The organism is Maribellus maritimus (assembly GCF_022267315.1).
GTDB classification, from domain to species: domain Bacteria; phylum Bacteroidota; class Bacteroidia; order Bacteroidales; family Prolixibacteraceae; genus Draconibacterium; species Draconibacterium maritimum.
In genome coordinates, this window is the sequence record NZ_JAIKLE010000011.1 from 64,514 (window position 1) to 78,051 (window position 13,538).

Consider the following 13,538-nt stretch of genomic DNA (forward strand, 5'->3'; position numbering starts at 1 on the left):
CCATCTATTTAACCACAACCAAAAACGGATTCTCTTCCAATCCAATTTCCAGCTGTTGAGTTCCTAGTTTAATTTTCATCTTATCTGATTTAGAAAATAGCTTAATGAAATCAGTTGGTTTGGCAACAAAAACCAAATAGTCTTCATTTACTTCCATGGGCAAACTCAAGGAATGAACTGCCGGCAAATCAAAATAGGAAGAAACAGGTCCATTAAGAAAAACTTTATTTCTATTTTCTTCAGGGATTGAATAACAACTTCGCTCTTTATCATCTAAAATAATCCAATAATGACTTTTAAAGTAAAAAGAGTTTAAAAGGTATGGAACATACCCTTTTTCAAGCGCTAATTCGCGAAATTTAATTCGGTTATTGGTTGCCGTTATATTATTGACAAAGCCAGACGGAACTTGCCTACTGCCAATATCAAAGTTTATTATTTTTTGAAAATCATTGTTGGCAAACTGATAAAGACCCCAGATATTGCAGCAGGAAAAAAAATGCTTTCCATTGGCAAACGTAAAATTTCTTCCTTTTATCATCGCCAGGTCCGGATAAAAGCTTTCACTGCGCGGAATTAGCCTGTGTGTTATTTCTTTCTTTTCAAAATTAAAAATAGCAACATACCAAGGATTAATTTCATTTGCCCTAAAATTAAACAAAAACATATTTCTGTTATCAATATATTATATGTCAATTACGCCCGCAATATTTTTCAAATTTTGTCTGTCAATGAGGTTTCCATCGTAATCAAAAATGTAAACTCTGTTATTATTGTCAAGGACATAGAAAAGCTCCTCCTCAATAGCGAGCGAAATTGACACAACCATTGTCAGTTCTCCCGGTCCTCTTCCCTTTTTTAATTTTGTAATGAATTTGCCTTCAGAATCAAATATAGAAACGTTGTCGTCCGACAAAACAAAGATCCTATGAGCGTCAAAATCTGTTAAAACTTTTGTAACTACCCCCAGGTTCGATTCAGCCGAGGTTTCCAGTTTTATAATTTGTGTTGGTTTTCCTGATTCAAGTTTTTCGCTTTCTGTAGGTTCAAGCGTAACGATGTTGCTTTGTTCGTTTTCCGTACAGCCAACAAAAAGAGAGACAACAACCGCAAATAAAAAGATTCCTTTGAGGTTTATTTTCATTTTAAAGGACTTTGAAGTTAATTCCTGACTTGCAGCAAAATACAGACCATAATCCTTAACACACCAATAAAACTACCGGTTTATGTTTAATTTATATTGAATCAAAAAAGTATTTTCTTCAATCCGATCTTTTCAGTTTTAAAAACAACGGCAGATAAACAATTATCGCAACCATTGAGAACAACAAGCCGCCCATTGCTCCTGCTGCAAACGCAAACCAAAATACCTCTTTTTGTCCTCCCCATACAAAAGGAATTAGTCCCAATACGGTTGATAAGATTGTCAAAGTTATGGCAACAATCTTCTGGTTAAATGCTTTTAGAAAGGTTCGAACAGTAACTTTTTTGTTTTTGCGCGATACCAGATTATTAAAGTCGTTAATAATGTAAATGGCTGCGTTTACAACCAGTCCGCTTAGTAAAATAAACGAAGCAAATCCTCCCTGGTCGAAATTGAATTCAAAGAGATAAAACGTAAGAAACACGCCAATAAATGAAATCGGAATCAGGCTGATTACGGCCAGCGGTTTGAGCAGCGATTCAAATAAAATAGCCGTAATAAAATAAATAATTACAATAATCAGCAACAAAAGATAATACTGTTTTTTATCCTTATTATCCCAGTACCAGTATCGTTCAGGCTCCTGTGCTTTATAACCCAGTGGCAGTACTTTGTTTATTGCTTCTATTTCGCGTTCCTTTACCATTTTGGAAAGCGGCCCCGGTCCCACAAAGTTGTAATTCAAATATATTTGATACACCTGATTCTTTTTAATAATGCTCTTCCCCGCCAATAACTTGTGAATTTCGCCTGCCTGCGAAAGTTTCTTTTGTCCTTCGGATGTATTAACCGGAACATTGTAAAAATCCCATTTATTATACGAATCGCTTTGATTTGAAAGCAAAACCACGGGTTGAAGTTCTGTTTCATTATAAAACGGTGCGAGGTTTTGGGAATACAGCTGGGTAAAAAGAGAGCCTGTGTAGTCGTAATAATTGAGGTTTTGTAAAGCCAGTAAGTCTTTATCCACTTCTAATTTATATTCGTAACGTGTAGTCGAGCCCCAGGAATTGGAACTGTTTATCTCGGTGTTGTTCACCCGCGGGTTTTGCAACAGTTTTTGTTCCAGTTGCTCGGCATATCTGTACAATTGGTCGTAGTTGTATCCGGTCAGCAAAATGTGGCTGTTTTTGTAATCCATATTCAGTGCATTTGAAAAACCTTTTCCTACACCGAGAACACTCCAATCCATACCCCCCAGAGAAATGGCTTTTGATTCCACCTGGCTTTTTAGCATAAAGGGAAAAGAAGATTTCTCCGCTTCTTTTGTAAACTGGATGGTAATGGACGAATTCCGGTAACTGGTAATGCGTGTTTCAAACTGCTCTACTTCGCTAAATTGGCTGATATATTGTTCCATTTTCCGCACTGCATCGTTGAGTTGTTGAATGGTGCATCCTTCGGGCATTTGTCCGCGTACATACAGTTTCGTTTTTCCGGGGTCAGAGTAAAAACTACCCTCAAAAACAAATTCTGTAAACAAACGGAGTGCCCCTCCAAAAACTTTTTCAAGAACAGGTTTTATATTTGACTGAAATTTTTCTGCTCCCAGCGTTTTATTATAAAACTGTACAACTTTGGTTTCAGGGCTTGTATCGTTGTCGTTTTTTTCAATTTCGCCGGGAATGGAACCCACCGGCAGTCCAAAAGCCAGAATAATCAAAATAAAAAATGCCCACTTATAACGTTTTTCAAAACCGATAAACCGTGAATACGCTTTTGTAATTTTTACTACTCGTTTTCGCACTCGTACCGGCGCTTTGACTTCCGATTTTTCATGATATAGCTTCTCCATCAGCGAAGGAACCAGGAATAACGAAACGACCAGCGAAACGGAAAGGTTTATCAGCATTACATAGGTAAAATCAATTAACAATACTTTCTGATTTTCTTTTAAAAAGAATACAACTGAAAGTGCTCCCAGTGTGGTTAATGTAGCTGCCAAAAGCGAAATAAAAACACGCAAACCTTTTTGTTTCTGCAAATGGGTAACCATTAAAATGCTATTGTCAATAATTATTCCGAAGGAGACGGTGATTCCAGCCAGTGAATAGATATGAATTTCAACTTTCAGCAGATAATAAAACACACAGGCAATAAGTAAGTTGGCTATCAGAGAAACGGAAAGAATGGCCAATACGCGAAATGAGCGGCTGACAACCAGCACAAAAAGCAGTAAAATTATTAAAGAAAAAAGTGTTCGTAAACCTATTTTTGTGAGCTCTTCGCGAATATATTCAGTACTGTCGGAGGCTACCTGTACAGAGTATCCAAAAGGTAAGTCCTCTCTTATAATATCAAGTTGATCGTAGATTTCACCTGAAAGTTTTATCTGGTTTTCACCCTGAGCCGAATAAATAACAAGATTGATTGTATTCTTTCCGTTGATCCGGTAATACGATTCAGGCGGTTTTTCTTTTAATTTTACGCTGGCAACGTCAGAGAGTTTTATGATGCGTCCGCCTTTGTTGGCAAGAGGTAAACTTCCCCATTTTTCGGGTTTTATGTACTTTGTGGAAGCCAGCACCGGAATCGACGAACCCGATACATTTTCTTGGTTACCCAAAAAAATTTTATCCCCCAATCGGTTTAAAGCGGTTGCGATCTCGTGGGGCGAAAGTAAAAAGTTTTCGAGCAGTTCAGGGTCGAAATTGATTTCCCACTGATAAGGAGTGGAGCCATAAAGTGAAATATCGGCAATGCCCCTGATTTTTAAAAGCGACGGGATGACCTGCTGATTAGCTACTTTTTCAATATAATGAGTGGAAGCACTGGCATTAAGTGTAAGCACCATAAAACTGACTACGTCATCGTTGTCTTCTGCATTGGTAACAATTTCGGGATAGCTCATCCCATCGGGCATGTTGCTTCGAAGCTGGCGGATGAGTGTAGAAACCTCGTAGCGTTTTTTGTTTAAATCAACTGTTTTGTCAAATTCCAGCATAATGCGCCCGCTTCCCACCGAAGATGTGGATTCAATGCTTTTCACCTGTCCCACTTTCCCAAGTACGCCTTCTATTTTCGAAGTTTCTTCTTCAATTACTTTAGGTGAAGCATTTGTCCACCGAAAACTAATAGTCAATTGTGGCAAAGTGCGATCCGGTTTGTAACTGATGTTAAGCATCGGAATAAATGCAATCCCGATAATCATCAACGCCAGGAAAACCACAATGACAGAAAAAGGTGAAAAGGCTGATTTTTCTTTAATAGCAGGTTGCATCTTGTTTGTTTCAGGTTTATTTGGCAATTTAACAAAAAATGTGCCTTTGTGTCTTATTTTTTATTAAATTGAAATATTTTCAAAACAAGATTATTTTCTTCGCTAAAAGAAGGTGTTTTTTCTAAGTAGTTTACTGTTTTGGTTTAGCCGGATTTTGAAAATTATTCTTCATTTTGTCAAACGGAATAATCTCCCATCCAGTTGAAACTATGGATTAAAAATCAAATTATTGCTCCAAATACAATTTTGCTTACAGTTGTTAGCTCCAAAAAAATTAGAAAGAGCAGCTAATTAATTTTTTCCGGGTTTACGACCAGGTATTTAATTGATTTTTTGGTTTCACCGGTTCGCGAAGAATAGGTAATATGAAGCAATCCATCCCGGGTTTGAATAAGACTCGGATAAGAATAACTTCCCCCACCCTGTTTTGAGTCGTTTTCCAGGTATTCTTTCCATTTCCATGTCTCTCCCTGGTCTTCAGAAAGCATCAACACCATTCGGTACCTGCCATCGTCAATATCATTTCCAACAAATGCCCAGCGACCGTCTTTTAAAACCAGAATCTCAACACTGGCTGTGTTTGGAATATCTGTTTTTACGGAATAAGTCCAACTCTCACCTTTATCTTTCGAAATACTTTTATGAACACGTGCCGGAGCATCTCCGCTATCACGCATAAAAGCAACTATGTCACCATTCGTTTTTAAAGCAAGAGCAGGTTGAATCGGCCCTCTTCCAACTATTGGTTTTGAAGGCCGCCACGTTTCGCCGTCATCATCGGAAATCGCACAAATCGAAAAGTTATAACCATCCGAATAGAGTGGTAAAATAATCCGCCCACTTTCCAGAATAAGTGGCTTTATCCGGGTCATCCAGCCAATGCTTCGGTTTACTTTGTTTTTACTGGCTTCAATAATCAAATTGTCATAAAGAGGAGCATAACCTGCCCACCCGTGCTCCAACTCCGGCATTTCAGCGAACTTTTCCTCTACTTCACTTTCAAACTCCTCTCCGGGTTTTAGTAAGATATTGTCTTGCCATTCCCAAACAGGAGATCCGGCCTGATTATAATTTGTTGTGGTGCGCGTACGTATGATTGAGCCTTCCCACATGTTTCCCTGAACAGCAATCCAAACCAAAAAAAGTTTTTTACTGCTATTCAGAAAAAGAACCGGATTACAATCGGGCAAACCGGGTGTATCGGCCATTACAAAAGGTTTTCCCCAGGTTGTTTTTCCTTTTTGAAGCCGTGAGCCCATAATCCTTACATCATCCGATTTGCGTTCGCCACTTCCCTGAAACCAACATGCCAGGAAATCACCATTGGGCAATGCTACAATACTACTGCCATGTGAATGTTCGGATTGAGGTGTAAAAATAAACTTCTCTTCCACAATCGATTTATATTGATTTTTCTGCTGTGCCACAGAAGCAAAACTCAGCAAAGCAAAAGTCAGACATAATATTTTATTCATTTTAAATTCAATTTTGTTAAACAATTTTAGAAACACCTGCAATTTCATTTAAAAAAGCAGGTGTTTAACAAAATTAATTCTTACGAACATAAAAGGATATCCACAAAATATAAAGCATACAAATACCCACAACTGCTATACTCGCCAGCGGAGAAACTGCGGTACTAACAAACCCCATTACCGGAGGAACAAAGGCACCACCGGAAACAGCCATAATCAGCAATCCTGAAATCTCGTTAGCGCGGTCGGGCATTTTTTCCAATGCCAGCGAAAAAATAATCGGGAACATATTTCCTGCCCCCAAGCCGACGACAAAAATAGCTACCAATGCCAAAATATAGGTTGGTGCAATAAAAACACCAATTACTCCGGCCAGCGATACAAGAGCCACCAACAAAAGGAAAGGACGCGGTTTAATCCAGTTTAAAGTAATTGCTCCTGTTAAACGAGCTATCGTTTCTCCTGCAAAAAACACGCTAATTCCAATTGCAGCTTTTTCCAGTGTTAGTCCAAACTTGGCAATTAGAACTGTTGTAATATTTGTATTTACAGCAACTTCTGCTCCTACAATTAAAAAAATTGAAAGCGCCATTAAAGCGACAAAACGATTTTTCAACAGCCCGAAACAAGAAGCAAAAGTGGCCGGGTCTCTTTCCGGCTTTGACTCTGTAATTGGAGTTGATGCCAACCAAATTGTCGCAAAAACGGAGGCAATTCCATAAACGGCAAAAACCAATCGCCAATCACCAAACTGAACAGCTAAAAAAGTTGCAATCAGAGGCCCGGCAAAAGATACCATAGCTTTTACAAACTGCGAAGTGCTCAGAAAACTAGCCAATTTTTCAGTAGGAGAAACGTCCTGAAGCAGCGGATTTGCCGAAACCTGGATAATGGTATTTCCAATTCCTAAAAGAATAAAGGAAGCGAACATCATTCCAAATGAATAATGCACAAAGGGCAAGCCCAGCCCTACAGCCTGCAAGGCCATCCCTGTATTTAACATATTTCGCTTCCCTACTTTGTCCTGTAATATCCCAACAGGTACTGAAAGCACAAAAAACCATAATAGCACCATCATTGGCAGAAATTGCGCAATAAAATCGGAAACTTCAAAATCCTGCTTCACGTAGCCCACAGCAACACCAATAATATCGATAAATCCCATTACGATAAAAGAGAGAAAAACGGGGAGCAATTTTCCCCACTGAGTTTTTTGAGTTGTCATTGTTTGATTTTTTTTTGAATTTTAAACGGTATTTAGTTTATTTTATTTAGTAAATCCCAATATATCAATTACTTAAATATATTTTATTTAAAAGAAACCGGAAGTGTACATTCCTGCAATTTTTTACCAGTTCCTTCGCGAATCCAGGAATCGAATTCTCTTTTTCCTTCTTTCAAAACAACCACTCTGCTCCCCAGCCCCGGTTTTTTCTGGTTTCTGATTTTGGACGCCCGCCCGTAGGCAAGGGCAATATCGTAATAATTTACTACAAAATCGTTATAATGGTCGTGCCCAACAAAAGTTCCCATTACATCTCCGCATTGAACCATTGCAGCAAACATTCCGGTATTAATATCAGGACAACAAATTGGTTCCCTCTTTTTTCCAATCTTTGAGGCTTTTTTGTCGTTCCAGGCCAAATCATATTCCGGAAGCGGTATATGAAAGTAAGCCAAGGCAGGCAAGGGTTCGCCGCCGTTCAGCATTGTATACTTTTTACTGTTTCTGATATACCATCCAATTTGCGATAAATCGAACCAGCCATAACCATCAACACGAGGCTGCAGTGTACTTCGGGAGTTTGAATCCAGACAATATAAAAGTGCTTCTGCTTTTTCCGAATCACCATAAACGGGTAGTACAAAATTGGAACTGCCGGTGACACCCCCGTCATTGGCCACATTCAAACAAAAAGGTAACGATTCCAAAAATAAAGCAATATCTTCACGCGAAGCGCTGTCCTTTGAATCGTGATTTCCAAATACAACAGCCCACGGAAGTTTCTCTGTTTCAAAAAGCTCTAAAAAAAAAGGATAGGCTTCTTTCCACTCATCCTCTGCAACTACATCTCCGGTAACCATCACCAAATCCGGCTTTTCTAATTCAATAATTTTCTGAAATTGTTCAAAAATATCAAGGTTCTGCCCTTTTTGAATATTTACATGAGTATCAGTAAATTGGATAATTTTGAATTCACCGTTTGGGTTAAATTTTAGTTTAATTTTATTTTGTGCACTTAGTATAAATTGGGGAAATACACACAATAACAGAATAAAGATACTTTTCATATTTTAACTTATTTCTTTAAATTTAATGAATCAATTATATTGTTCTCTGAGTCTATTGATTTATAAATCAACTGATCGTCATCTATTTTAATATACTGATAAAATTGCCCTTCCATTCTTCTAAGTTCAGCGTAAGGCTCTTCTGTAAAATTTTCAGTTTTTGAAGGGATACCAATCGAGATAATATATGCTGTTCCATCGTTGTATGATGCAAGCACTTCGCCTTTTTTCAAAGGCTTTGAACGCATATAATAGTGGATATGGCCTCCAAAAACCATGTCAACGTGGTATTTGTCAAATACCGGCACCCATTCTTTTTGAATATCCAAATAAGGTTCCTCCCAATTGTAAGGTGGAAAATGAAATACTGCAAACGTCCAGGTTGCATCTGAATTTTTTAATTGATTCTCTATCCATGCCGTTTGTTTTTCAACTGGTGAAGTGGCATCAATCATTAAAAACAAAGAATTCTTATAGGTAAATGCATAGGTTTGTTCCGGGTTAATATCATCCGGTCCGTTGCCGGGATAACTAAACATATCTCGATACATTTTTGCACCAAGTCCGAGGCGGTTATCATGATTTCCAGGTACATTCATAAAAGGACGCTGACTGATAATGTCTTTGGAGTATGCGAACAGTTCATCCCACTGATTTCGATGCAGGCCATCGCTTACCAAATCTCCGGCAATTGTATAAAACGTGGCATCCGGGTGATTTATGAACGCAACATTGGCCACCTTACCCCATTCAGGTGAATAATGAGTATCGCCAAACCAGATGAATGAGAATGAATCACTTTCGTCTTCGGTTGTGAATTTATATTTTTCGTTCCATTCATTCTCAGGGCTTATCTGATATTCGTATCTTTTTCCTGGTTTTAAACCCCGGAGTTGAGCCGTAAAACGATTACAAAACCGATCGTTCATCAACCTTAAATCTTCCATCGTATATTTTTCTGCATTAACCGAAAAAAATTCACTGCTACCCTCTTCCCTGTAAACGACACTGCCACTGTTAACTGTTGTATCTGTGCGCCACTGAATATCAATACCCGTTGCCGGATTGGAACTCCAGGTCAGCATTACCTGATCAGGAATACCGGATGAAGGATAATTTGTTTTCCGAAACGCGCCAACCAAGTGCGTTTCTACGCCTCTTCCCCGTATAGTTGTTAAAAGTTTTTGTCCTTTCAACGTAGCAGGTACATCTTCCAGCACCAGTTCATCCCAGTCGTGATAGGTAAACGCACCATTATCCATTGTTCCCACATATTGATTTTCGGGGAAAAAATTGCTCAAGATCAATTTATCGTCTTTATTCTGCGGGCCAACGGAAACAAAATAGTGCAAGCCGTAATTCCCCCAACCATTTATACCAAGCCCAACTCTCCCTGAATCAAATTCTTTTTGCCATATTTCGTAGGTGGTCATTTCATTTTTCAGGCTCATTTCGGTTTTTGTAAATCCACCATTTTCCAGCCAAAACGGAGTATTTTTTTGTTTTACACTTCGAATTACCGAAACAACAACAGGTACATTTACATCAAACATCCAGTGCTTGGATGCCAGGGTTTGCTTTTCTTCTTCTGAAAAAAGCGCGAATGCCTGTTCATTTGTCAACGCTGCCAGTTCTTCCTCACTTCGGGTTTGATACAGAACCGTAATAGCCTTATCTATCACACCTTCAACAGACAAATTGTTTTCCCGCTTTTTTGTCTCACACGCAGAGAAAACAAAAATTAAAAAGGTCAATCCAAAACTCAAATTCATCAATCGTCGCATACTCATCCTTCTTTCCTTAATTTTTTGTTTTATGTACTTTAAAAGATTTCAGGTCTCGGTTCACCTTTGTATGGTTTAGCCCCTTTTTGTATTTCTCTGTTTCTTTTTACCGAGATAAATTCAGAATCGGTAGCAGTTGGAGCCTCAATAAAACCGTGATAACGCCCCATCCAATAATCGCGAAGAAAACCAACCGGTTCCATCACCCTTTTTCCGTTAGAACCACCATCCAAATCTATCGGACTCCGGCTGGCACGTTTAACACTCATTTCCCGTGGAGAAATTCTTTTTCTTCCTCCTTCATAAGAAAAATAACCAGATTCAACAAACAGGTCGTCTCGATGTGAGTTTTGGTAACTGTATTCTGTACAGTCAAGCACCCATTCTCTAAGATGCTTTATCATTTTAGCTTCATCGCAATCATTACCGGTAATTGCACCGTATACAAAATTAAACCACGGGATTTGTTCCATCCGTTTTACTTCCCATGTTCGTTCCAGGCTCCGCAAATACATGTTTCGAAGACGGGGATCTTCCGCGTAACGAAGTAATGTATAGTAGCTACGGAATGCGTGATTATCGTCCCATGTTGCAATATTTTCGGGCGGGAACACATTTTTTTGGCGAAGCGTGTTCTCCGGATACCCCCAATCAATCAACTGTTGATAACCTTCTTTAAACTTTTCATCACCGGTTAAAGCCCAGGCTATTTTGGTAAAAGCCAGTGCTTCCAACCCATTAATTCCCCGATCTACATAGCCATAAGGACGCAGCAAATACTCAGGGTTCCATCGTCCCCAGCGGGTTGGCTTTCCATCCATGTCATTTAAAACCCAACCACAATCGATGATATACGAAGCAATTCGTTTTAAATGCTCCTTTGCTATGTCTTTTTCTTTACCTCTTGCAGCCAGTTCGTAAAAAATAGAAACCGAATAGAAGTGAGCAATGACTTCATCGCTTGAAGTATCCCCTTTCCAAATCCATTTCCCGTCAGAAGTTTTATACCATTTGGCAGGCAAACCACCGGAGCCGTGTTTCGACATTTCGTCTTTGTCGCCGCCGGGAGAGTATATGGCCCGTGCAAAAAATCCCTCCACAGGACTGATTTGTTCCAGCCAAATCATCGCTTTAAAAGCATCAACAGCTTTTTTTCTGTCCTCTTCATCGCCGGTTACCGCATATTTATAACTCATTGCCGCCAGATAGGGCGATGTGTGTCCTCCATCGTTGTCGCTGATTTCACGTATCCATTTGCCCTCTTTTTGATACAAAGTATGAATAAATCCAAGTCTTTTATGTCCCCACTCTTCCAAATGACGTTCATAATAATCCGCTTTTTTTTGTAAGGTAAAAGGCTTGTATTTTATAATTCCTAAGCCTCCGTCGGTGGCAATATAAACCACGCTGTCACCGGCGGCAATATCGTTTACATTGTTATCAGGAAGCCACAGTCCGGCTCCAAAATAGTGCCACTCGTTTTCCAACATTCTAACGGCTCCCCGTTGGGTTCCGATCCAAACGTCGCCATCAAAACCTTTTGTCAGACAGCTTGTGTTTTCTACCGGCAGTCCGTCTTCTCCTTTTAATGTTGCCAAAGTTGCTCCCCGCAATACAGCCAGTCCGCGGTCGGTGTTTATAAATAACCTACTGCCCAGCGAAAGCATTTCACCCGTATTTTTTGAAGGCAAAGACCCCCAGTCAATAAAATCTTCATTAACAACCAACCCGTCAAACAATACCAGTTGTCCGGGACGCAAAACATACAATGTTCCGCTGTAAGATTCAATTTCGGTAATGGGCCCCAATTCTACCGGATCAGCGTGAAGCTGGGTCCCATCTTCCATAACCATGGTCAGGTTACTGGAATAATATCCGTGTTCAGGTTTTGTATTTATAAATTTCTTTCCGTCAAAGCGGTAAATTTGATTTTTAGTAGCGGCATGCACAGCTTCGTTATGCGTGCAAATATCAACATATTCTTTATTGTCAATTTTTTGCCAACTACTTTCTTTCCGTAAATAGATTCCGTCAGAAGTAAGTATCCAAAGTGAATTATTTTCGTTCTGTATTTTTTGAATTCCAGAAGGAGCAGAAGGTTCAGGCGACAAATTCCCATTATGTAGTACCTGCAATTTTCCGTCTAACACTACATAACATGTTCCGTTTAATTCAGCAACACTTTGGACAGGTTTTTTTGTGCTAATCTTTTCAGCAACTTCCTGAGGATAAACCTCGTCTTGTTGCGGTTTCCAAATATGTTGCTTTCCCCCGTACAATTGCTGTCCGGCAAGTATTTCTGAAAAAAGAACAAAACATGTGCAAGTTAAAACTGCAATTTTGTCTCTGAACCTCATATTTCACTTTTCTTGTTGATTATTTTGTTATTTCAAGTTCCTCGAAAGCCTGAACTTCCGGAAATGTTTGGTGCGGTTCTGATTGATACCAATATGCGACTGATGACAATTCATCTTCCAATTGTTTATAACGTCCTTCACTTTTCCAACCCAAACTCTGAATTGTAATTCTGATGTCTTTTTTAAAACGAACCGGGTCCATCACATGCCAGCGATACTGTCCAATCATACTTCGGTATTTTGGTCTTTCTTTTAAATCCCTGAAATAGTGAAATCCGGTGTAGGGCCCGCTAAACGGCGTATAAACTTCATAACCGTATTCATTTCTTCGGTCGTTGTATCCATATGAGCCACAGAAATAATCTTCTTCGCCGGTTCCGCATATTGTTGGAAATTCGCCGTCGCCGTCAATATAAAATTTCACTTCGCCCTCTCCAAACCATCCTGAATTAAATGCGCCACGAGCCAGATACATTCCAACAAACTGGCCGGCTCCCTTTATGTCATCAAGAATGGTAAAAACTTTACCCTCCGGCAAAGCATCCACATGGCGAAACTGGGCGTGAAAATACGCTGCATCTTCGGGAACATCCGTTAACGCATAATCAATCTGGTAATACAAACGCAAACCTTTTTGGTCGGTATTTTCCATGGTGATTTTGCATTTATTTCGGAAAGGCATTTGCCAATAAGAATTAAAGCCGCTTCTGGGATTCACACAAATCGCAAAAGAGTTGATCTGCGGTTCGTAGCCCGAACCCCAGCCGGAGGCAAAGAAATCGCCAACCGGAACTTCCACCGAGGGCGTTTCCTCACCATCCCAGTAAAATCGGATAACATTTCCACGGTAATCGCCGGCCGGTGTCATCCAAATATGCTGAATTACACCCTCGCCTTCAATTTCAGCTAAAACAAAAGTTTCACCCGGTTCGATTAAAACATAGGGATTAACTTTCCAGCCCTGTCCTAACTCGCGGGCTGCCCGGGCAGCACTTCCTTCTTCCAATGTTGCCATTCCTCCTTTTCCTTTTTCGCCTGTAAAATTCTCCGGGCTTATTGATCGGGACTCGGCTTTGGAGAGACGATAGAGGTTGCCCATATTCAAATCCATTCCATTAAAATTACCCGCTTTTTGAGCTGAAGCAAAAACTGCTATAAGCAGCATAACAATAATTAATGTAACTTTTGTTTTCATTTTTTTAGTTT

At 39.5% G+C, this 13,538-nt stretch carries 9 protein-coding genes; all 9 read right to left on the minus strand.

Annotated features, from left to right (window positions below):
- Window positions 1-4 precede the first annotated feature (4 nt).
- Window positions 5-667 carry a hypothetical protein gene (locus tag K5G00_RS11570; RefSeq protein ID WP_238766321.1) on the minus strand — a complete coding sequence of 221 codons (663 nt, stop codon included), beginning with the start codon at window positions 665-667 and terminating at the stop codon, window positions 5-7.
- An 18-nt stretch (window positions 668-685) separates the two neighbouring features.
- Complete coding sequence (locus K5G00_RS11575; protein WP_238766322.1) at window positions 686-1,144, minus strand: 6-bladed beta-propeller; 459 nt, start codon at window positions 1,142-1,144, stop codon at window positions 686-688.
- Window positions 1,145-1,262: 118 nt separating this feature from the next.
- The gene (locus tag K5G00_RS11580; protein WP_238766323.1) at window positions 1,263-4,424 is read right to left on the minus strand and encodes an efflux RND transporter permease subunit; all 3,162 of its coding nucleotides are present in this window, start codon (window positions 4,422-4,424) and stop codon (window positions 1,263-1,265) included.
- 287 nt (window positions 4,425-4,711) lie between these two features.
- Complete coding sequence (locus K5G00_RS11585; protein WP_238766324.1) at window positions 4,712-5,899, minus strand: sialidase family protein; 1,188 nt, start codon at window positions 5,897-5,899, stop codon at window positions 4,712-4,714.
- 73 nt (window positions 5,900-5,972) lie between these two features.
- Entirely contained in the window at window positions 5,973-7,124 is a 1,152-nt protein-coding gene (locus K5G00_RS11590; RefSeq protein ID WP_238766325.1) for an MFS transporter, read from the minus strand.
- An 83-nt stretch (window positions 7,125-7,207) separates the two neighbouring features.
- Window positions 7,208-8,191 (minus strand): metallophosphoesterase family protein, encoded by a 984-nt coding sequence (locus K5G00_RS11595; RefSeq protein WP_238766326.1) that lies wholly within the window; start codon window positions 8,189-8,191, stop codon window positions 7,208-7,210.
- An 8-nt stretch (window positions 8,192-8,199) separates the two neighbouring features.
- The gene (locus tag K5G00_RS11600) at window positions 8,200-9,981 is read right to left on the minus strand and encodes a purple acid phosphatase family protein (RefSeq protein ID WP_238766327.1); all 1,782 of its coding nucleotides are present in this window, start codon (window positions 9,979-9,981) and stop codon (window positions 8,200-8,202) included.
- Between the two features lie 32 nt (window positions 9,982-10,013).
- Window positions 10,014-12,332, minus strand: a complete 2,319-nt coding sequence (locus tag K5G00_RS11605) for a ligand-binding sensor domain-containing protein (protein WP_238766328.1) — start codon at window positions 12,330-12,332, stop codon at window positions 10,014-10,016.
- 19 nt (window positions 12,333-12,351) lie between these two features.
- Window positions 12,352-13,527, minus strand: a complete 1,176-nt coding sequence (locus tag K5G00_RS11610) for a glycoside hydrolase family 172 protein (RefSeq protein ID WP_238766329.1) — start codon at window positions 13,525-13,527, stop codon at window positions 12,352-12,354.
- Between the last annotated feature and the right edge of the window lie 11 nt (window positions 13,528-13,538).

Bases quoted from the DNA above. Each gene is read 5' to 3' on its own strand.
- K5G00_RS11570 (WP_238766321.1), bottom strand. From the start codon at position 667: ATGTTTTTGTTTAATTTTAGGGCAAATGAAATTAATCCTTGGTATGTT.
- K5G00_RS11575 (WP_238766322.1), bottom strand. From the start codon at position 1,144: ATGAAAATAAACCTCAAAGGAATCTTTTTATTTGCGGTTGTTGTCTCT.
- K5G00_RS11580 (WP_238766323.1), bottom strand. From the start codon at position 4,424: ATGCAACCTGCTATTAAAGAAAAATCAGCCTTTTCACCTTTTTCTGTC.
- K5G00_RS11585 (WP_238766324.1), bottom strand. From the start codon at position 5,899: ATGAATAAAATATTATGTCTGACTTTTGCTTTGCTGAGTTTTGCTTCT.
- K5G00_RS11590 (WP_238766325.1), bottom strand. From the start codon at position 7,124: ATGACAACTCAAAAAACTCAGTGGGGAAAATTGCTCCCCGTTTTTCTC.
- K5G00_RS11595 (WP_238766326.1), bottom strand. From the start codon at position 8,191: ATGAAAAGTATCTTTATTCTGTTATTGTGTGTATTTCCCCAATTTATA.
- K5G00_RS11600 (WP_238766327.1), bottom strand. From the start codon at position 9,981: ATGAGTATGCGACGATTGATGAATTTGAGTTTTGGATTGACCTTTTTA.
- K5G00_RS11605 (WP_238766328.1), bottom strand. From the start codon at position 12,332: ATGAGGTTCAGAGACAAAATTGCAGTTTTAACTTGCACATGTTTTGTT.
- K5G00_RS11610 (WP_238766329.1), bottom strand. From the start codon at position 13,527: ATGAAAACAAAAGTTACATTAATTATTGTTATGCTGCTTATAGCAGTT.